General features: G+C 66.2%; 12 protein-coding genes and 5 pseudogenes. 10 read left to right on the top strand and 7 right to left on the bottom strand.

The window, feature by feature from the left end:
• The first annotated feature begins 126 nt into the window (after positions 1–126).
• The gene (locus LCE31_RS02225; RefSeq protein WP_225012218.1) at positions 127–7092 is read left to right on the top strand and encodes a polymorphic toxin-type HINT domain-containing protein; all 6966 of its coding nucleotides are present in this window, start codon (positions 127–129) and stop codon (positions 7090–7092) included.
• 12 nt (positions 7093–7104) lie between these two features.
• Positions 7105–7509, top strand: a complete 405-nt coding sequence (locus LCE31_RS02220) for an Imm10 family immunity protein (protein WP_225012217.1) — start codon at positions 7105–7107, stop codon at positions 7507–7509.
• Positions 7510–8218: 709 nt separating this feature from the next.
• On the opposite strand, the gene LCE31_RS02215 is transcribed toward LCE31_RS02220, so the two are convergent.
• Both LCE31_RS02215 and LCE31_RS41090 read right to left on the bottom strand, forming a co-directional pair.
• Positions 8219–9898 (bottom strand): FG-GAP repeat domain-containing protein, encoded by a 1680-nt coding sequence (locus tag LCE31_RS02215; RefSeq protein ID WP_225012216.1) that lies wholly within the window; start codon positions 9896–9898, stop codon positions 8219–8221.
• Between the two features lie 743 nt (positions 9899–10641).
• A complete protein-coding gene (locus LCE31_RS41090; protein WP_225012215.1) occupies positions 10642–10977 on the bottom strand; it encodes a DUF6207 family protein in 336 nt (111 codons plus the stop codon).
• A 627-nt stretch (positions 10978–11604) separates the two neighbouring features.
• On the opposite strand from LCE31_RS41090, the pseudogene LCE31_RS02205 reads away from it, so the two are divergent.
• A pseudogene (locus LCE31_RS02205) lies at positions 11605–11763 on the top strand (ATP-binding protein); the annotation flags it as partial.
• 79 nt (positions 11764–11842) lie between these two features.
• On the opposite strand, the gene LCE31_RS02200 reads toward LCE31_RS02205, so the two are convergent.
• Positions 11843–12055 (bottom strand): hypothetical protein, encoded by a 213-nt coding sequence (locus LCE31_RS02200; protein WP_225012214.1) that lies wholly within the window; start codon positions 12053–12055, stop codon positions 11843–11845.
• 407 nt (positions 12056–12462) lie between these two features.
• Here LCE31_RS02200 and LCE31_RS02195 point away from each other — a divergent pair, with 407 nt between their 5' ends.
• Positions 12463–13881: a helix-turn-helix domain-containing protein gene (locus tag LCE31_RS02195; protein ID WP_225012213.1), complete on the top strand. Its 1419-nt coding sequence runs from the start codon at positions 12463–12465 to the stop codon at positions 13879–13881.
• Positions 13881–14498, top strand: a complete 618-nt coding sequence (locus LCE31_RS02190; protein ID WP_225012212.1) for a hypothetical protein — start codon at positions 13881–13883, stop codon at positions 14496–14498. Before LCE31_RS02195 ends, LCE31_RS02190 begins: the two co-directional genes overlap by 1 nt.
• A gap of 277 nt (positions 14499–14775) precedes the next feature.
• On the opposite strand, the pseudogene LCE31_RS41080 reads toward LCE31_RS02190, so the two are convergent.
• A pseudogene (locus LCE31_RS41080) lies at positions 14776–14933 on the bottom strand (ACR3 family arsenite efflux transporter); the annotation flags it as partial.
• Positions 14934–15012: 79 nt separating this feature from the next.
• Positions 15013–15147: pseudogene (locus tag LCE31_RS02180) on the bottom strand (transcriptional regulator); the annotation flags it as partial.
• Positions 15148–15158: 11 nt separating this feature from the next.
• Between LCE31_RS02180 and LCE31_RS02175 the strand changes: the two are divergent.
• The 3 genes and pseudogenes from LCE31_RS02175 (at position 15159) to LCE31_RS02165 (ending at position 17190) form a co-directional block, all read left to right on the top strand.
• Positions 15159–15675 (top strand): annotated as a pseudogene (locus LCE31_RS02175) (ArsI/CadI family heavy metal resistance metalloenzyme).
• 86 nt (positions 15676–15761) lie between these two features.
• Positions 15762–15965 (top strand): annotated as a pseudogene (locus LCE31_RS02170) (DnaB-like helicase C-terminal domain-containing protein); the annotation flags it as partial.
• Between the two features lie 601 nt (positions 15966–16566).
• The gene (locus tag LCE31_RS02165) at positions 16567–17190 is read left to right on the top strand and encodes a DUF6461 domain-containing protein (RefSeq protein ID WP_225012211.1); all 624 of its coding nucleotides are present in this window, start codon (positions 16567–16569) and stop codon (positions 17188–17190) included.
• 101 nt (positions 17191–17291) lie between these two features.
• Here the strand turns inward: LCE31_RS02165 and LCE31_RS02160 are convergent, their stop codons facing one another.
• Positions 17292–17786 (bottom strand): NucA/NucB deoxyribonuclease domain-containing protein, encoded by a 495-nt coding sequence (locus LCE31_RS02160; RefSeq protein ID WP_225012210.1) that lies wholly within the window; start codon positions 17784–17786, stop codon positions 17292–17294.
• 1186 nt (positions 17787–18972) lie between these two features.
• Here LCE31_RS02160 and LCE31_RS02155 point away from each other — a divergent pair.
• On the top strand, positions 18973–19461 hold the full coding sequence (locus LCE31_RS02155) for a restriction endonuclease (RefSeq protein ID WP_374118378.1): 489 nt from the start codon (positions 18973–18975) through the stop codon (positions 19459–19461).
• 43 nt (positions 19462–19504) lie between these two features.
• On the opposite strand, the gene LCE31_RS02150 is transcribed toward LCE31_RS02155, so the two are convergent.
• A complete protein-coding gene (locus LCE31_RS02150) occupies positions 19505–19714 on the bottom strand; it encodes a hypothetical protein (protein WP_225012209.1) in 210 nt (69 codons plus the stop codon).
• 152 nt (positions 19715–19866) lie between these two features.
• Between LCE31_RS02150 and LCE31_RS41485 the strand changes: the two genes are divergently transcribed.
• Positions 19867–20316 carry a DUF7178 family protein gene (locus tag LCE31_RS41485; RefSeq protein ID WP_441349404.1) on the top strand — a complete coding sequence of 150 codons (450 nt, stop codon included), beginning with the start codon at positions 19867–19869 and terminating at the stop codon, positions 20314–20316.
• Positions 20317–20734 lie beyond the last annotated feature (418 nt).

The raw sequence follows: 20734 nt of genomic DNA, 5'->3' as shown, positions 1-20734 counted from the left end.
GCACCGGTTCGCACCACCCCAAGGATGCGGAGTACACACATGCGTGGCGGCACACACGCGGGACCCTTCAGAGCGCCCGCCTGGCGCGGACGCCGATCCGGCCGGATACGAGGCTGGATCGTCGCCGTGAGCTCAGGGGCCATCATGGCCACCCTGCTCGGTACGGCCCCGGCGGTCTGGGCGACCGAGCACCACGGCCACCACACGGTGCAGGCGGCCCAGTCGAAGCCCGGCACCGCCGTACCCTTCAAGGCGAAGGCCGCCACGGGTAAGGACCCGGCCAAGGCAGCCGCACAGCGCACGGCCGCCGCGCTGAAGAAGACCGTGGTGTGGCCGGAGCCGGGGGACGCGACTCTCGAGGTGGCGCCCGCCGCCAACCCGGCCAAGGCGGTATCCGTCGGCCGCCTGCCGGTGAGGCTGTCCGCCGCCCCCACGCGCTCCGGCACCCCACCCACCTCCGCGAGCGTCAAGGTGGCGGACCACGCAACAGCCCTCGCGGCCGGGGCGGACGGCGCCCTCGTATCGGTGTCGGGAGGAGTGGGCGACCACTCGGGTTCAGCACAACTCACTCTGGACTACTCGGGTTTCGCTGATGCCTACGGCGGTGACTACGCCTCCCGCTTGTCCCTCGTGCAGATGCCCGCCTGCGCGCTGACCACACCTGGCACACCGGGCTGCCGCACCCGGACGCCGCTGAAGACGCGCAACGACATCGACCACCACACCCTGACGGCCACGGTCGCGATCCCGCGGAACACGTCGTCGCAACTGGTGCAGAACGCCATGGCGAAGACCGTGTCCCCGGCGACTCCGCTGACCGCCGCCGCAACCGGCCTGACCGTCCTCGCCGCGACCGCCGCGCCGTCGTCGGGAGCCGGTTCGTACCAGGCCACCTCTCTGTCCCCGTCCGCCTCCTGGCAGGCCGGCGGCTCCAGCGGCGACTTCAACTGGTCCTACCCGCTCGCGGCGCCGCCCTCCTCCGGCGGCCCGGCCCCCAGCCTCGCGATCACCTACGACTCACAGAGCGTGGACGGCCGCCTGCCGTCCACCAACAACCAGCCATCCTGGATCGGAGAGGGCTGGGACCTGCCCTCCTCCTACATCGAGCGGTCCTACGACTCGTGCGACGACGACGGGCAGTCGAAGAAGTACGACGAGTGCTGGGCCAACGACAACGCCACGCTCGTCCTGAACGGGCAGTCGAGCCGACTGGTCAAGGACACCAAGACCGGTGACTGGCACCCCGAGGGAGACAACGGGGAGCGAATCGTACGCTCCACAGGCGCGGCGAACGGCGACAACGACGGCGAGTACTGGACCGTCACCACCACGGACGGCACGCAGTACGTCTTCGGTGAGAACCGTCTCCCCGGCTGGAGCAGCGGCAAGGCGGAAACCAACTCGACCTGGACCGTCCCCGTCTTCGGCGACGACGCCGACGAGCCCTGCCACGCCTCGACGTTCGCGAGCAGCGCCTGCACCCAGGCGTGGCGCTGGAACCTCGACTACGTCGTCGATCCCCACGGCAACGCCATGTCGTACTGGTACACCAAGGAGACCAACTCCTACGCGGAGAACGGGACGACCACCGCCAACGGCACCGCCTACGACCGGGGCGGCTACCTCTCCCGTATCGACTACGGCATCACGTCGTCCACGGTGTTCGGTACGGCCCCGGACCAGGTGACCTTCACCACCGCGGAACGGTGCCTGCCCACCAGCACGGAGAAGTGCGACTCGCTCACGTCCAGCACGGCCAAGGACTGGCCGGACGTGCCGTTCGACCAGATCTGCGCGTCGGGCAAGGTCTGCAAGGACGATCCCTCGCCGACCTTCTTCTCCCGCAAGCGGCTCACCGGTGTGACCACGAGGGTCTGGAACGCCTCCGCGAGCCCGGCCGCCTATCAGGACGTCGACACCTGGAGCCTCGACCAGTCCTTCCCCGACCCGGGCGACGGGACCTCCGCCGGCCTCTGGCTGAAGTCGATCACGCGGACCGGTGAGAACGGCAAGGCTGTCGCCATGAAGCCGGTCACGTTCGCCGGCGTCCAGATGACCAACCGCGTTGACACCACGCACGACGACATCGCCGCACTGGTCAAATGGCGTGTCCGCACCATTACTTCCGAGACCGGGTCGGTCCTGACGGTCAACTACTCGGACCCGTCGTGCGTCGTGGGCTCGAACATGCCCAGCACGCTGGACGCGAACACCAAGCTCTGCTACCCGTCGTACTGGACACCCCCTTACACGGACGGGCCGCAACTCGACTACTTCCACAAGTACGTCGTCCAGCAGATCAACCAGTCCGATCCCACCGGCGGGGCACCGCTCCAGGAGACCGACTACACCTACAACGGATCGCCCGCCTGGCACTACGACACCGAGGATGTCGCCTCGCCCGCCAAAAGGGTCACCTGGTCGCAGTGGCGCGGCTACGGAAGCGTGACGACAACCACCGGCGACGCACAGTCCACCAGGACGAAGACCGTCAACACGTACTTCCGCGGGATGGATGGCGACAAGCAGTCCGACGGCACCAAGCGCAGCGTCAAGATCACCGACTCCCAGGGCACTGCCGTCACCGACTCCGGCCCACTCGCCGGGACCGTCCGCGAGTCGATCACGTACAACGGCACCCAGGAGGTGTCCGGGACGATCACCGACGAGTGGTCGCACCAGACGGGCACGGACGGCACGCGCACCTCCGACTACGTGGCTCCCTCAGCCGTGTACACCCGTACGGACCTCTCGACGGGCGGGACGCGGGATACCGCCGTCCACACCACCTACGACCCGGACACCGGTGCGACGCTCCAGGTCGACGACAGCGGCGACACGAAGACGACCGGGGATGAGCAGTGCACACGCAACACCCTCGTCAACAACGACACAGCCTGGATCAGGGCCGTGCCGACCCGGACCGAGATTGTCGACGTGCCCTGCGGCACCACCCCCAGCCGTCCTGACGACGTCATCTCGGACAACCGCACCCTCTACGACGGCCAGGACTTCGGCGCCGCGCCCACCAAGGGCGACGAGACGTCCACCCAGCGCCTGACCTCGTACCAGGACGGCGCCCCCGTCTACCAGACCGTCTCCACCTCGGCCTACGACAGCCAGGGACGCGTCACCTCCGTCACCGACGCCGCGGGCCACACCACCAAGACCACCTACACGCCGGCTACCGGCGGCCCGCTGACCAGCACCGACAGCTATGACGCCAAGAACTACAAGACGACGACCGGCTACGACCCGGGGCGCGGCCTGGCCACGTCGGTCATCGACCCGAACAACAGGCGCACGGACTACACCTACGACGCTCTCGGCCGCCTGACCAGCCTCTGGAACCCCGACCGGGTCAAGGCGGCCGGGCAGACCGCCAGCCTCGTCTACGACTACGAGCTCTCCAGCACGGCAGCCCCGTACATCCGTACCGGAAAGCTCCGCAACGACGGCTCGACGTACGACTACACGTACACGATCTACGACGCGATGCTGCGCCCCCGCCAGACCCAGACCGCGGCCCCGGGCGGCGGCCGTCTCATCAGCGAGACGAAGTACGACACCCGCGGCCTCGCCGTGGAGGCCGACGCCGACTACACGGACGGTACGGACGCCACCGGCACCCTGGCGAACATCACATCCGCCCAGCCCTCACAGACCCTCACCACCTACGACGGCGCGGGACGGGCCACGGCAGCGGACTTCTACGCCGACGGCACCAAGAAGTGGACCACCACGACGGTCTACGGCGGCGACCGCACCACCGTCGTCCCGCCGAACGGCGGCACCCCGACCACCACACTCGTGGACACGCTGGGGCGCACCACGGAGACCCGCGACTACGACAACGGCACGGCGTCCGGCACCTACACCTCCGTCGGCTACCACTACGACAGCAAGAGCCGCCTCACCCAGATCACCGATCAGGACGGCAACAGCTGGCACTACGGCTACGACCTGCTGGGCCGCAAGACGTCCACCACGGACCCCGACGGCGGCACCAGCACCACCGCCTACGACGACCTCGACCAGACCACCTCCACAACCGACAGCCGCGGCAAGACGCTCAGCTACACCTACGACGAACTCGGCCGCAAAACCGGTGAGTACGACGGCGCCGTCCAGGACGCCGACCACCAGCTGGCGAAGTGGACCTACGACACGGTCGCCAAGGGACAGCAGGCTTCCTCGGTGCGCTACGTGGGCGGCTCCGGGACCGGCGGCAAGGCCTATACCAGCCAGGTCGTCCAGCTGGACGAGATGTACCGGCCCACTCTCAGCCGGGTGACCATCCCGTCGGTGACAGGTGAGGAGGCCCTGGCCGGCACCTACACCTTCGGCGCCGCCTACAACCTCGACGAAACCCAGTACTCGGCGACCGACCCGGCTGCGGGGGGTCTTCCGAGTGAGTCCGAGATCTACGGCTACAACGAACTCGGCATGCCCAAGACGCTTCAAGGGAGAAGCGGTTACGTCCTGGGCACCTCCTACACCAAGCCGGGTGACGTGGCTCAGGTCACCCTGGGCACGTCCACCACGGATACCGCCAAGTGGGCGCAGATCAGCAACACCTACGAGGACGGCACCCGGCGCCTGACCCGCCAACTGGTCACCGACGACACCGGGTCGGGGGTGGTGCAGGACACGCACTACACCTACGACGACGCGGGCAACCCGACCTCGGTCGACACCCGGGCCGAGGGCGTGAACGACACCCAGTGCTACAGCTACGACGGCCACGACCGCCTGACCCAGGCATGGACCCCCACGAACGGATGCGCCGCCGGCCCGTCCGAGGCGATGCTCGGCGGCCCCGCCCCCTACTGGCAGAACTACAGTTACGACCAGGTCGGCGACCGCACGAAGCTGGTCGACCACGCCGCCACGCCGGACACCTCCGACTCCACAACGACCTACACCTATCCCGTCGCGGGCACTTCCCAGCCGCACACCCTGGACTCCTCGGTCACGACCCAGGCCGGACAGCCCGACAAGACCGCCTCGTACGGCTACGACAGCGCGGGCAACACCACCACCCGGACCGTCGACGGCAAGACCCAGCACCTGGACTGGGACGACGAGGGCAACCTCGCCAAGGTCACCAATGCCGACGGCACGACCGTCTCGTACCTCTACGACCCTGACGGCAACCGCCTGCTGGCCACGGACAGTACCGGCACCACGCTCTACCTGGGCGACACAGAGGTCCACCTCGCGACGGGCGCCACGACGGCGACCGCGACCCGCTACTACAGCTGGGCCGGCCAGACCATCGCCGTCCGCACCAGCGGGGGAGGCCTGTCGTGGGTCCTCGCCGACGGCCACGGCACGGCCACCACCCAGATCGACGCCGCCACGCAGGCCGTCGTACGCCGCTACACCGACCCGTACGGCAACGCCCGAGGCCCACAGGCAACTGACGACGAGAACTCCACCGACTGGCTCGGCGACAAGGGCTTCGTCGGCGGGACCAGCGACACGGACACCGGCCTGACCGAACTGGGCGCCCGCGAGTACGACGCCACGACGGGACGCTTCGTCAGCCTCGACCCGCTGCTCCAGACCAATATCCAGGAGACCCTGAACGGCTACACCTACGCGGCCGACAACCCGGTGTCGTCCTCGGACCCGACGGGCGAGGGGCTTGCCTGCGGCGGCCCCGGGATGCCGGGCTGCGGAACGGGAGTCGCCACCCACGGCGACGGCAGCAAGTCCAAGGGAGGCAACCCCACCGGCGGTGGTACCGCGTCCGGCTACGCGGGCTATGAGGGTGGCGGCTCCACCACACACAAGAGCTGCAACTGGTCCTGCTCCCTCAGCAACAAGGTGAAGAATGCAGGCGCGTCGGTGTGGCACGCCGCCAAGAAGACCTACCACTACGTGACACAACATCCGGTGATGGCGAGCGCGATAGCGGTCGGCGTGGTCGGGGCGTTCGTGTGTGTCGTGGGGACGGCCGGAATCTGCGGTGCCGGGCTCCTCGGTGCGGGTGGCGCGGTCGCAGGCGAAGAGGCTGCCGCAGCGGGAGGCGCGGAACTACTCGCGGGCGGGGCCGCCGACGTTTCCGCGGGGACAGCGGGCGGAGCAGCCGACACGGCTGCCGCGGCCTCGCAGGGGGCGGCGGCCGACGCAGAGACATCGGCGAGCGCCTCGGGAGCGGCCGACTCCGCCGCCGACGCCGAAGCCACGTCATCCGAAGGATCGGCAGACGGCTCGCAGCGGGCAGCCGAGTCCGAGTCCGAGAAATGCAGCTTCGCACCCACCACGGCCGTCCTCATGGCCGCGGGCAAGACCAAGGCGATCTCCAAGATCAAGCCGGGTGACAAGGTCGAGGCGGCGGACCCGGACACGGGCAAACACAAAGGCCCGCGCACGGTCGAGGCCCGCTGGCTCAACCACGACCACGACCTGCTAGACGTCACCGTCAAGCAACCCTCGGGCCGCCTGGCGACCCTGCACACCACATCGAACCACCCCTTCTGGGATGCCACGACACACACCTGGACCCCGGCCGGCGACCTCAAGCCAGGTGACAGCCTCACGACGGACAAATCGGCGAAGGTCACCCTCCTCGCCGTGCACGCGACGCCGGGAGCGGCGGACCGGTACAACCTGACCGTCAACCAGCTGCATACGTACTATGTACTCGCGGGCCAGACCCCGGTATTGGTGCACAATACGTGCCCGAATCACACCGCAGAGGTTTCTGGCCTTGACTCGAATGGAAATGTGCGTGGTTCCGGGTCCAGAGAAGAAGGGTCGGCGAGCTATTGGAGCGGCAGAACATCTGATGCCGAGAAGGCCCAAGGTAAATTCAAGGGCGGCATGATGTCTCACACCGAGGCCAGAGCGACACGAGTTGCAGGATCGCCGCACCCCTACTGGAAGGTGGGAGATGATCCACTCCTCGGTCGTGCCCCTGCTGTAGCGGGAGACACGTACTATGTAGAGGGGCAACTACCGCCATGTTCCTGGTGTGCATCCGCCATGGAGGAAGCTGCCACGAACACGGGGACCAATTGGGTCTATACGTGGATGGATGATGCAGGTACGCGTCAGTTCTGGTGGCGTGGCCCTAACAGTTAGGAGCTGGTTCGAGTGGTCGTACTGGAGATCCGTGAAGTTGGCGTGGAGGATGAATCTCCGCTGCTGATGGTGGGACTAGCCGAGTCCGCAGACGACGGACGAGACTTCGTCTTCCAGTGCGACCTTCGCAGGAATGAATATCGCTCGGGCAGTAACTGGCCTGAAGGTGATTCTTACTGCGTCACCAATCAGGCTGGAATGACGAATTATGGCGCCGTTCGTGAAATTGAATTTCGAGGCGACGTGTTGCGTGTCGTTTTCACAGCGAGTGCTGTTCGGGATCTGCACCTTGAAGATTCCGTGTTTGAATTTCGGATTGATTCAAATGAATTCGATCGAGAAGAGTTTCGGAGTTGTTTGCGTAGCATTCTGACGTGCGGTCGACCTGAATATCATCCGACCCTGATCGAGTTGTAGTTAGATCCACGCAGCTCTCGATCTCTTCTATTGGCGAGTCGGTGTGAGTTGTTTAGAAGGTCTACTGTATCCAGACGGTAGACGGCAGGAGTTGACGGCAACGTCAGCGGACAGGTGCGGTACAAAACGGGGGCTCATCGCGGTCATCAGGCCAGGACAGGGCCGACGGGGCGGACGCGGAGACGGTGAGCGAACCAGGTGAGGGCGAGCACTGTGGCGGAGAGAGCCAGGGCGGTGCGGCGCATGCAGGTCTCCGTGGGGGTGAGGACCGATGAGAGGGTGAAACGTCGCCAGGCCCCCCTGCTATACGCGCGTTGAAACCGTGCATGACAAGTCTTCGCCTGGCCTATACCCCTTCTCCAGGCAGGCTGTTGGAGACGGCACGGCGCGGCCGCGCGTCCTCGGTTGGGGAAGAGGCGTCTGGGCGGCGGTTGTCGGGTGCAGTCTGCTCGGCCAGTGGGGGAGCGATGAGCGAGGACGTCCCGCGGGCTGGATCTGGGGTGGCTCACGGCCCCTGGATCCGTGCGCCGGAGTTCAGCCTGTCGGACCGTGCTTTGCCGGGATGCGGCATCGTTGGGCGGATGCGGCGATCCACTGGGCCCGGGGGAGGGGTGCGGGTGCGTGTCTTTGCCTTGCGGGTCGGTCGCGAGTGAGTGTGCTGCGGGGGCGGGAGGCTGTTGCGTGCCGCCCCCGCAGACGGGGAGCTGGGTCAGCTCAGTTGTTGGAATTGGTCCCAGCCGGCGGTGCCGACTTCGGTGCCGCCGCCTTGGCTGTTGGGGTAGAAGTAGAGTTTCGCGTCGTCTCCTGTGGACCAGATGTCGGGCGTGCCGTCGAGGTTGGCATCGGGGGTGGCGGTGAACAGGGGCCGGTGGGTGGTGGTCCAGTTGGTTCCTATGACTGTGGAGGCGGTACCGGATCCGAGTCCTTCGCCGTTGGTGCCGGTTCCCGCGTAGAGCTTGAGGTCACCGGTGTTGCGGTTGCGGGCAATGAGGTCGACGTGGCCGTCCTGGTTCAGGTCGCCGGGTGCGGTGATGTCGCAGTCGGACCAGGAGCCGTTGCCGATGAGGACGGGGGGCCGGGTCTCGTCGAGGTAGAGGGTGTCGGATCCGTAGTAGAGCCAGAGCAGGTCGCCGGTCTTGACGAGCAGGTCGGTGTGGCCGGGGACGTCGATGGTGCCGTCGCCGTCGGTGTCGAGAGGGCCGTCGACGTCTCCGACGGCGAGGATCTGGTCAGCGTTGGCCCAGTGGTTGTCGGCGGGGTCGTAGACGTCCAGGGGCTGTTCGTCGGTGAGGCAGGACTGTGACTGGCCGTCAGCCTGTTCGTCGCGTGCGGTGCAGGCGTAGCCGATTCCGTTGTTGGGGAAGACGGCGAGGGTCTTTTCCTCGCTGCCGGGGAGGAGTGCGACGAGGTCTTCGTAGCCGTCGCGGTTCCAGTCTCCCCGGTGGGTGATGGAGGCGCCGTCGAAGTCCGTGTTGCCGGCCGCGGTGTAGGGCGCGAGAAAGCCGTTGCCCTGTCCGGCGTAGAGCCTGAGGGATCCGTCGGTGCGGATTCCGTAGAGGTCGCCGATGCCGTCGCCGTTGAGGTCGCCTGGTTTGTCGGGTGTGGAGGGGCCGTTGGCGTAGAAGTAGAAGGCGGCCTGGTCGGAGCGGTTGCTTGCGGCGTCGAGGCTGCGCACGACGAGGCGGTGGGCGCCGGCGGCGGGCGGGGTGAGTTTGAGTGTGGCCTGGTCGTTTGGATCGTTGGAGGTTGTGGGGGACAGGGTGCGCACGGTGGTGTCCCAGTCGCTCCAGTATTCGTACTTGGTGACGTCGGTGATGCCTGCGTTGGTGATGGTGAAGGTGCCTTGGCTGCGGGCCTGGCCGGTGGTGGCGGGCCATCCGTCGCTGCCGTCGGGGAAGTCGGTGGAGGTGATGGTGGGGATGTGGCTGGGCCGGTTGGGATCGAAGTTGAAGCGGCACGTGGTGCTCGGCGCCCAGGCGGATGAGGTGCTGGTGTCCAGTGTCTGGACCTTCCAGCCGAAGGTTCCTCCGGCAGCGGTCAGGTATTTCGACAGGGTGGCTTTGGGGACCTTCACTTTGGCGACGCTGCCGGAGGGCACGGAGACGGCCTGGTTGAAGATTTCCGCGCCGCTGGAGTAGTTGTTGCTGCCCCACAGCCGAAACTGGCCCTTGACGGTGCCGCCGTCGGGGTCGCTGACCTTCGCGGTCAGCGTGATGTCGGTGTTGCCGATCGTCGTGTACGGGGCGGTCGTGTCGCATCCGCCGCTGGAGGGGATGGTGCCGAGGCTGGTGGGTGTGTTCGGCAGTGTGTTGTAGGTGGTGGACAGGACGGCCGATTTGGCGTCGAACTTCTTCCATCCGTACACGTCGCTCTCGTTGTCGGCGCGCATGCCCAGCGTGACGTTACTCAGCCTTTTCGTGACGGCCGTCTTGGCGGCAGACGTTGTGTCGAAGGACCCTGGGGATGTCGAGATTCCCCAGATCGTTCGGCTGCCCGGAGGCGGTGCGGAGTTCAGCTACAAGGTTCCCGGAAGGGTTCCTGGGCCGTACGCTATGTACCGGAAGCGAGTGAATCATGAAGGGGGCACGGAGTTGGCTTACAAGACAACCTTCCTTCCGGATGGCAGCATTGCACGCATCAAGTTCAAGTGAGGGTGAGGCCATGCGAGCGGATGCCTGCCAGGCTTTGGTCAACCTGATTCGCTGGAAGTCGTCGTTGGGTGGTCTGATCGATGCCGCCAACCGATGCGATCGATACGAGGGGCCGTCCGCGTGCTTGGATCGTGATGCCGTAAGAGAGGTTCTGCAGCGGTGTATCTCCGGAGAACTAGACGTTCTCAAATTGCCGCGATGGGCTGGGGCGATTCATATGCTGGACCGTGTCGAGATCGACGACGCGGACGTTGAGATGCTGACCCAATTCCTCTTCGAGGTTTCGAGCCCTGAGCTGTTCGAGCCGATCATCGTTGACGTATGTCAGCGATGGGTTAGTCGAATGGAATGTGCGTAGCACTCTGCTCGCGGCGGCGGCGCTACTGAGTGCGAGATTAGGGGACACGCGGGTGTGCGGACGTGTTGTAGCGGATCGTGGCCGTGGCCGTGGGGGGGGTGAGTGTTCCCGGGCTCCACCCATTCATTGCCCGTGGGGGAGATTGTTCGGTTGAAGTCCCACGGGGTCTTTGGCCGTGGGGCGACGGTCCTTCGCGACCACTCTCATATGCTGCCCTGGCAGGTCTCCCCGTTTTGCCGGGGCGGTTTCACGTTCAGAGTTTCGGGCGTCGTGGCCTCTGCGGGCCGCGGGTTGGTGTATGCGCGGGCGGCGACGGCGGCTTTGCCCGGGGAGGTGCTGCATGGGCGCAGTGCCCGAGGTGTGCCGCAACTGCTCCGGCTCTCGTATTGCAGCGCGTGCTGTTTCTTCGTCGGGCGTGGTGATATCTGGGACAGGCAGGCCGGGTTCTGTCAGGTGCATGTCGTTCGTGTCTGCTGAGGCGTCGTGCGCGGGCGGTGTGGTTCGTGCTCATGCGGGGGACCACTCGTACGGCGGCGCGCGCGGTCCGTGCACGGGTCCTCGGGACGGGTCAGGGGGCTGTTTCCTTCGATCGGACCCAGCTCGCCCACGCCTGTGCGCGGACAGCGGTTGATCGAAGGCGCCTTGGGCCGCCCCGTGCAGCCTCCATTGGGTCTCGGCCGTCTCATCGGCTCATGCCGTGATCAGCAGGCGCACGAACACTGGCATCGCCCTCGTCCCGCGGTGAGAGGGCGCGGGCGAGCGTGACCAAGTGGGCCGGGTCTGCCTCGCAAAGGCGCAGCTGATCTATTGGCACAGTGCATCGCTGATGGGGGTGAAGATTTCACTTATTTCTCTTCGGCGCGCTCCTCGGGTTGGGATGCTCGTGGCCGGATGCCCGGGGGCGGCGTCGGGGGTTGGGGGTTGGGATGAGCTGGGTGTCGGAGCGGTTCGGGATGGTGCATACGGGGCGTGCGGTTGCGCTTCTTCAGGTCCGGAGTGTGCCGGGGCCGGTGTATGTGGATACGGGCAGCGGCTCGGGCGGGGGCCCGGCAGCTGACTGGGAGATCTACGGCGGCACGCTGGGCCGGCCCCATGGGACTCGACCGCCACGGTGCCGAGTTCCTCTTCCAAGTTTTGACCGAGCGCGAGGAGAAGGACAGTGTCGCCATCGCTTCCAAGGAGTCGTTCGGCGGCTGGACGAAGACCTTCGCCGACTCCCGCCTCTGCGCGGGCATCGTCGGCCGGTTCCCGAGTCGCGCGTAGGAGAGGGCTGTTCAGCGGACTCCCGGCAAACGGCCACACCGGGAGGGCAGAAGGTCCCGCCTCAGAACCACCCCAGGAGAGCCCGCAGGACGGCGGGGACGTCAGCCGGGTCGACCAGGAGCGCGGCCAGGGAACCGAGGCCGAGGACGACCACGGCCCGGGTCCCGGTCCGGAGGATGCGGGGGATGTCGAGGACGCGCGCCCGGTGGAGGCCGTATGCGGCAAGGGCACCCAAGACGACGAGAGCGAGCAGGGCGAGGTAGAGCGGAGTCATGGGCGTAGGCCGTTTCTGCTGACGCCGGGCAGATTCCCGGGCTTCGCCTCTTCGCCCTTCTCGTGGCCCGCAGGACAGTACGGCCCACCCGTGATCCGGGTCGCATCGCCCGACATCCAATAAATCAGGGAGGCGGAAACGGTCGATTACGCCCCCGTATGCGCCGCTGCTCAGATGCCGAGTGCGATGAGCTGCTGGGCGCGTTCCTCGCTCAGCGTCGCCCGGCGGATCTGGCTGTTGCTCAGGAACACGCCCAGCCGCACGGCGTGCTGCTCACTGGCTTCGTTCACGACTTCCTCTCGTGAACAGAGCCTCTTGGTCGAGCGGCGCGTGGGGGTGGAGACCGCACTCAGGCACAAACAGCATGCCGAATGCCATATTGGTATTCGGCATGCTAGGTTGTGATCATGGTGATGAGTACTCAGGCTCTGCTGCGGCTCACGGTGGCTGCCCTGATGGCGCAGAGCGGTGAACGGCAGACTGATCTGGCCGCGGGTATCGGGCAGACGCAGGCGCAGGTGTCGCGCAAGTTGAAGGGGCAGCGGTCCTGGTCGCTGGACGACGTCGACCTGTTGGCCGCGCACTACGGGATGCTCCCGCTGGATCTGCTGGCCGGGCCCACGCACGCAGCCGAGAAACTCGCCCTGTCCCAGCACGCGGGAAATGCGCGGCACACGACGCGCCTCGCGCCACAACCGGCCCCGGTGCCCGCCGGCAGTCCCGCACCCCTCACCCCACCCGCCTCGCCGACCGCTGCCGCGCCGCTGCCGGCAACCCGCGAGGCGACGTCACCGGACCCAAAACCGCCGGCCGCCGCACCTGCGGCCGATGCGGCACCGGCTACTGCGCCTCGGCGGCGCACGGCGCCCTCCGCCCCTCTCGCGGACGAGATCCGCGCGACGGTCACGCGGACCCTGACGGAGCATGACGGAGACCTGGACGCCGCGGGGGCCGCCCTGACCAAGAGCACCATCCCGGACGTGATGGCCCTGTTCAAGTTCTCCCGCGTCGGCGGCCGCTACGAGCACACCGAGTTCCCCCCGACCGCCGACCTGCTGAAGAAGAAGAGCCAGAAGGGCGCCGACGAGGTCTGGGAAGGCCGGCCGAAGTGGCGCGCGACCGAGCTGCACCGCGCCGCCGGCGCGGGCCTCCTGCGCCTGGACGTCACCGCCCTGGACATGAACGCCGCCTACCTCGCCGCACTCAAGACCCATCTCCCGATCGGCCGGCTGGTGCCCTCGCCCGGCGACGAAGCCGCCCTCGACCCCCGGCGCTCGGGCATCCACCGCATCACCCCGCCCCAGTGGACGACCTCGGACCTCCCCAATCCGCTCGGCGCCCGGAAAGTCCCAGGCGACCTGTGGATCGCAGAACCGACGCTGCGCCTCCTCCTCGACTGCGCGAAAAACGGCCTGTGCGAAGCACCGACAATTCACGAGTCACTCACATCGGGCAGCACCGAAGGCTTGCTGGAGAAAATGCGCCGCGCACTGGTGGAGGTACGCAAGGAAGCCATTGCGAAGAATGACGAACTCACCACGCAGTACGTGAAGTTCATGTATTCTAAGTTCGTGTCCACCATCGGAGAATCCAGCGCCAATCGCGAGATTCGGCGGCCGGACTGGATGCACATCATCCGAGCGCAAGCATTCGCGAATCTGTGGCGCAAAGCGCAGAAGGCACACGCGTCCGGACTGACAGTCATCGAGATGTCCGGCACCGACGAACTGCACGTCGCCGGTGACTGGCGCCAGGTGTTCGTGGAAGGCCGCGACCTGGCCCAGGTGAAGCAGAAGCGCACCTACACCCTCGGAGGGGACCAGTAATGGCCGGAGCATCCGAGCTGTGGCCCGGATGGCAGCAATTCGGGGCCCAGGGCAAGAAGGGCGCCGAGGCCCTCATGGCCGAAGTCGACCGCATCGTCCGTGAAGGCGGCATCGCCTCACCCGCCACCACCACCCGCGGCCTCAACGCCCGCCTGCGCTACCTCTCCAGCCCCGCCGGGCAAGAAGCCCTCCGCACACACGGCGTCAGCCCCCGCCTACTACGCTCCTGGAAGGCCGGCGGACACCCCAGCGCGGCCAAACGCGACGCCGTCGAGAAGGCATACCAGGAACGGCGCCGCGCGAACCTGATCCGCTCCGGCGCCCTCGTACGCCTGCTCAACAACGACGGCCAAGGCCGGCGCATCGAGATCTACCCCGTCGACCAGTCCCACGTCCTGGGCGGATACTCGGCAGGCCCCGGCACCGGCGGACGCGCACGCCACAACGTCGACCAGGTCCGCAGCATCCAAGGCCGCTACATCTGGGACGACGTCGTCGCCGCCTACGCCGACGGCGACGTCAACACCATGGACGACATCTGGCTCGACGTCATCCAAGACATGGACTCCATGTACGCCGCCTACGCCTACGTATCGAGCATCAGCATCGGAGCCTGACCCACACACCCCGCCGAAGGCCCCCGGGACGCCGCACCAGGCCACCGGGGGCCTTCCCGCCCTCCAGGGCGCAGCAGGCCGCCGGGGCGCAGCAAAGGCCGCGAGAAGCCCCTCAGAGCCCCCTTCTTCCGGGGCATGGCCCACGGCGCCACACAGCGCGCCGCGTACCGCCCAGCGGCTCTGCTCACGAGTTCGGCCCTGGCACAGAATCCGTGATCGGTTACGGTGCGTCTTGGCTACTGGGACCCGTCAGGCGTGCGCTGATGGCCAGATCCTCGTCGAGTCTGGCTGCCAGGTCTTCGGCGAGAGTCGGAACTTGGCGAGTGGCCCACCGCTTGGTCAGTGCGATCGGCAGGGACACCGCCACGACGGCGACCTTCGCCGGACATCTCCCAACCCCGGCGCGAGGCGGCCCAGGCCGAGCCCGAGGGCCATCGCGGCGAGGATTCAGACGGCGAGACAGCGGTCGAGGAATGACAGCCGCCCCGACCGCCTCCGACGGGTGCGGATGCGCTCACGAGGCACCTCCGGCCGACTCGGGCAGGGCCTTGCCCGCGAGGCGCGTCAGGATGTCGGCGAGCCGGTCGGTCATCTCCGGGACGAGCAGGTAGGAGACCCAGGTGCCACGCCGCTCGCTGTCGATGAGACCTCGAAGCGTCGATCACCTTCTACCCGAAGCCGTTCGGCACCGCACCGGCCAAGCGGCGCGAGGGCTACGCGAACTTCGCCCTCACCCAACCCCCTCAAGCCCGTCCTGATCGAGGGCGACCCCGGGCAGGAAACCCGCCTCGACCACCTCGGCGTCGAAGCGGAGTCCACCGGCCTCGTCACCGCGGCCACCGACCGGCTCAAGGACGCCGGCCTGGCCACTTTCGAGGAGATCGACACCTCCTGCTGCTACGCCCTCCAGGACAAGGTCTGGGCCCACGGCCCCGGCCGCGAGCTCTGGAAGGTCTACGCTGTCAAGGACGATGCCGACACCCTCGGCAAGAGCACCGAAACCGCCCCGGACAGCTGCAGCACCACGGCCGACGCCTGCTGCGGCGCCACCGTTCAGCAGCCGCTCCCTCCGCTCCCTCCAGCCGAAGCGTGGAACACAGCCCGAGACAGCTATGGTCCACGACCGGACAAAGGCTTCCCGCCGCCTGGGAGGCCGCGATGTCCGGTGCTTGCCTGATGACGACACCGGCCTACGCCCCGATCCCCGGAGCTGCGCGGGTCCTCGCGGACCCGGGGGACTGGTACAGCCCGCAGCAGAGGTGATCTGGCGGGCGATCGTGGGACGCGAGCGGGATCATCCTGCTGCACCGCCAGGACGCTTACACCCCCGAGAGCGCCCGTTCCGGGGAGAGCGACCTGATCCTGAGCAAGAACCGCAACGGGCCCACGTGCACGGTCACGGTTGCCCACCAGTTCCAGTACTCGCGGCTGCGCGACATGAGCGCCGAGGACGAACCCAACTGGTAGCGGCGGGCGGGATATCGTCCTCACGCCCCCGCCAAGCCGTCTGTGCGCCCCGTACGCCGACGATCACCTGCCCTGAAGCTTTCCTCACCCGGGGCGGAGATCGGCGCTCTACGGCCCGCACAGGCGATCATGCTCGGATTCCTCGAAGGGAGCCCCGTTCGTGGGCATCATCAGCGACAGCCTCGACGCGGCCGCCGCACGCACATCGACCCGGCCGATACCGAAGTCCGCTGCGTGCCGGTTCAGTTCTCGGCCACGGGATGTGGCCGATTTTGGGTCCGTCTCGCCATCGCCTGTGCTGCCGCTTGGCCCTGCCCCCCGCCCCACGGCGCCGTACGACCGCGTCCGTAGCGTCTTCCAGGTCCGCTGCCATGCTGCGTCGCGCTGAGGCTGCGTACGGTCTGTGCATCTGATCGACGGTGAGGCGATCCCGATCACGACCAGGATGTCGTGGGCTGAGCCGACGAAGGATGTCACTCTCGCGTAACCCCTGTCTGTCGATGCAGCGAATCATCGAACTACAGTGATCAGTCAGTGGAACTGGCGCATTCGGACGAATCACCTAATATCGGCGAGTTCTTACACTTGGAGTAAATGCCGCATGGCGATGACCACCGACCCGAAATGGATCTACGGGATTTTTCGTTGTCATTGCCTCACGATCGCGGAGAATCTCGAAAAGGATGAGTTGCTGCGCCGCCTAGGTTGCAACCCGGATTCATTTTTCGTGCCTGACGATAACGAGGCGATGCAGGAAATATATTTAGAGGATGCGGAAAACTATGACACCGCTCCGATTGTGATTGCTGGAAAGTCTGGCAGTTGGGCATTCGCCCTTGAACCGACAAGCGTATATGCCAGCATTCCTGAGCGGCTCCGCCAGGCATCTCGTGGAACCAAGGTATTTTGCAGCTCGAATGTCGTGGAAAGCTTACTTTACTACTTTGACGCATGGGAAAATGGACGGCTTGTTGTTCATTGCGATGTCAGGGGAAAAGAGGAACCGAGGGGCGCCTCCCCGGACCTTTACTTGCCAAACATGCGCCGTGCCGGATTCTTCGGTGAGTCTAGAGATTACTCCGCAGTCAACCTGGCACTTTCTATGTCTCTCACCGGGGTTGCAATACCGTACCCAGAAACATATTTCCCGTTCCCCGATATACGGCAGGAAGGGATGTTGGCCGGTCGAATACCGGCACTGAACCTCGGGCCCGAGGCCGGTTAGTCTCGATCTCGTGACGGATCGCCGGGAGGAGGCCCATTTTTTACTCAGGCGTGGGCGCCCGCCTCGGCTATCGGGGCGCGCGCCCACGCTCGTGACATGCGTTATGGGGCTATGATTGCCACCCAGAATTTATCTTCTTCTGCAACTCTTGCTGCCCTGAAGAAGGCCGTAAGTGAGCCACCGACGGACTGGTTTTCGGGAAGCGGGACGTGACCGATGACGCAGTTGTTCGACGAGGACACGTTGCTTACGTTCTTGACCTGCCACCCGCCGGCAACTTGAACTGGTTCGATCTGTGAGCAGTCGAATCCAGTCAACCTCTTCTCGCCTCCGCTCTCATGAGCGTGCGCAAATGGATATTCATCGCACGAGTCATCGGTGATTCCGGGATCTGCGGTAAAAGCGTGAATGGATGGGAGGCCGATCGGGTCGTCCTTTGTTGCATCGCAGATTGCCTCCCGGTTGGCGTTTGCTACGGCGTCGTTGGTTTGACGGGTGAGCGGAGAGCCCTCGCCCTCCCAGCCCCAGTGGCTACTTGTGTTTGCCATGCCCCAGTCGACGTTCGCCACTCCGGCGTTATTGAGCGTCAGGACCATCGTCGGTACGTATTGCAAGAATACGCATCCTATAGTTCCCGCGGTAGCCGTCGTGTCACTCCGAACGTCCGGGCTGGACATCGTCAGAGGTACGATCGGTATCCCACTCACAGGGGTGCCGAAAGAGACCTTCACGGTCGACAGCACCCTTCCGATCGACCCGGTGAGGTCGCACAAACCCTCCGGGTCTGTTATTTGCGCGCCGCCCAGTTAATTGTTCGTTGATTCGGTTTTTCTGTTGGACCGCATCTGGGTGGCGGCTGTCTGGGGCGCCCGACCGGTAACCGGTCCCCCAATGAGTGGTGGATCACTCGGGATGAGGAGGCCATCACCAGAGTCAATAAGGTACTGACGGCGATCGAAATCATGGACGCGTTCTTTGATCTTGACAAGGAATCTCCCTGTTTGTCCAGGCGGAGCGACATACTCCACCTGCACTTGAACCCTGCGGCTCATGTTTATTGCTGTCCACAGCCACTTTGCGTCTGCTTAGCTGAAAGTTGTCTCCTGACTGAGAGAGCTCGGCGTGAGGCGGCGCCTCAAAGCGCTCCGGTCCGCTCCCGTTCCGCGTGGCGCCGCGGCCCCCGCCTGAGTGCCCGGGCTGCAGCTGGACACCGGACCCCCCGATCGCAGCCGGCCGCTCTTTGCCTCGATGCCGGGACAGCCGGTCTGCGGCTCCCAAAAGTGGTCTTCCAGAGAATCGATCGCCATGCCTTGGGCGCCGACACCACTGACGTGGACGTCTTCGCGGCACGGCACCGGCGGCGCGCGGCCGCGGGAGGGCGGGGCTGTTCGTCCTCGCGACACACCGCGGCTGCCGGGCGTCGATCCCTAGTGCCTGCTTGATCACGGCCATTCCTGGGCGCTTTTTTCGCCACGTCCCTGGAAGTCGCCGCCCCCGGGGCCGCTCGACCCTCAGTATCCGGAACTGCACGTCGCGGGGCACGGCGTGCTGTGGTGCGCACCGGGTTGGGGTGGGGGAGTGATGGCGGGACGTCGACGGCCTTGGCACATGAAGAAGCGGACGCGTCGACAGATCCAGGGCTGGACTGTGCCGGTCGTGGTGATTCTCATCGTGGTTCTGGTCGAGCATTGGGCTGCGGTGTGGCCCGTGCTGGTGGGCGTGCTATGCCTTGCCGTGGCGACGGCGGTCTGCTGGGTGCTGCTTGGGGCGCACCGTCGCGCGGTGGGCGAGGATCGCGTGTGGCGGACTCAGGAGGAGGCCAGGGCGCATGAGCTGTCGATGGCCGAGGTCGATGGTCTGTCGTGGCAGGACTTCGAGCGGTACGTCGCCGGCCTGTGCCGGCGGGACGGCTGCACGAGGGTCGCGGTCAGCGGTAAGAGCGGTGACCTGGGCGCGGACGTGGTCGGCTACCTGGCTGACGGCCGCAAGCTCGTGGTCCAGTGCAAGAAGTACGCGCCGCACCGGAGCGTCCCTTCCGAGGACATGCAGAAGTTCGTCGGCACGGCGCGCCTGGAGCACGGTGCCGATGTCGCCCTGTTCGTCACCACCAGCCGAGCGTTCAGCAAAGCCGCACTCGGATTGGCGCTGCGCCACGACATCGTGGCCCTCCACCGCGACCTACTGGGCTCCTGGGTCAAGGGCGCGCACCTGGAAACCCTGATCCCGCTCAACGGCCGCGGCGGCGGCACCAGGCGGCGCCCCACAGCCTGACGGGGTCCGCTTGCCGAGTAGCGGTCTGCCCATCGCCGGCGGATTAGGAGTTGGCGTGGGTGATGCTGCTGGCCAGTTGGCCGATCACCTGCCCGAGACTGTGCCCGAAGGGCGTGGGAGCGATGAGAACTCCCAGGACCAGGACGATCACCACGGTCATCTTCTCGTCCAGCCGGCTACGCGCTTGGGTGCGCCGCCGCAGTCGCATCACGACGATGAAGGCCAGTAGTACGGCCACGTTGATGGTCAGCACCTGGCTGTCGCCCTCTCCCGCTTGCAGTCACCGATGTCCGGTCCCGCCATCAGCATGAAGAGCAGCGCGCCGGGACGGCCGGAAGTTGTGTCGACGTGGCGGCTTTGCTCGCAACTCTGACTGGATAGGCGCTCTTTACCGCAGTCGTAGTGATGAGGCTGAGGATCCCGCGAAGGAGCGCAGCCGACCATACAAATGGCCGCCGGCACCCTCAGTCCGCCGGAGGCGGGTGGCCGAATTGCAGGCTCGCACGAAAGGCATTCACGGAGGGCACCGCAAGCAGGCACGTCCGCGACGCGATCACGAAAGCCAACCGCATCATGGCCGGGACCGACCCCACCGAAGTTCTCCCCATGAACATCAAAACGGGATGCTTTTACGTGTGCATCGCCAACCCCGAAGACCCGCAAGCAGTTGTGATTGACCGTCACGCACACGACATCGCGGTAAGCGAGATCTATGGGCAGCGGGAAAGAGGGCTTGGCGCACTCGGACACTACAACCTGCTCGCCGACTGCTACCGCGCCGCCGCGCAGGAAATTGGAGAGGTGCCCAGCAAGGTTCAGGCCGTCACGTGGGTAGCCCATATCGAGCGTAAGTGAAAGCCACCCGACATGGAATTGATGCAGGGTTAGGAGGGGGTTTATGGTAATTAGTGGTGTAGACCAATTGTCGGGAGTGGTTGTCGGTGTGTTGCGGTGGTGGGCTGTCAGTTCGGTGTGTCGTGGTGGGTTGTCTTGGAGGCTGGGCGGATACATAATGTAGTGGTGCAGGGACGCGAGGAGAGAGGCCGGCCCCCGGCATCGAGCACCAGGACCACGGAGACGCCCCGTCAGAATCACGCCTGACCAGGGGATTTCCCCGAAACGGGGCCCGTCCCTCGTAGCCAGCTAGCAGGACCGGCCGAAGGCCGGGCCCGGACCGAAGGTCCGTAGGTCACCGAAGGTGACCGGTCAAGGGAGGCCGCAGGCCGACCAACCGCGCGAAGCGCGGTGGCATCGTTAGCGTTCCGTAGGAACG

It is taken from the genome of Streptomyces sp. 8L (assembly GCF_020176795.1).
Classification (GTDB): domain Bacteria; phylum Actinomycetota; class Actinomycetes; order Streptomycetales; family Streptomycetaceae; genus Streptomyces.
The sequence above is the reverse complement of the archived record's forward strand: the minus strand, read 5'-3'. Positions and strand labels throughout refer to the sequence as shown.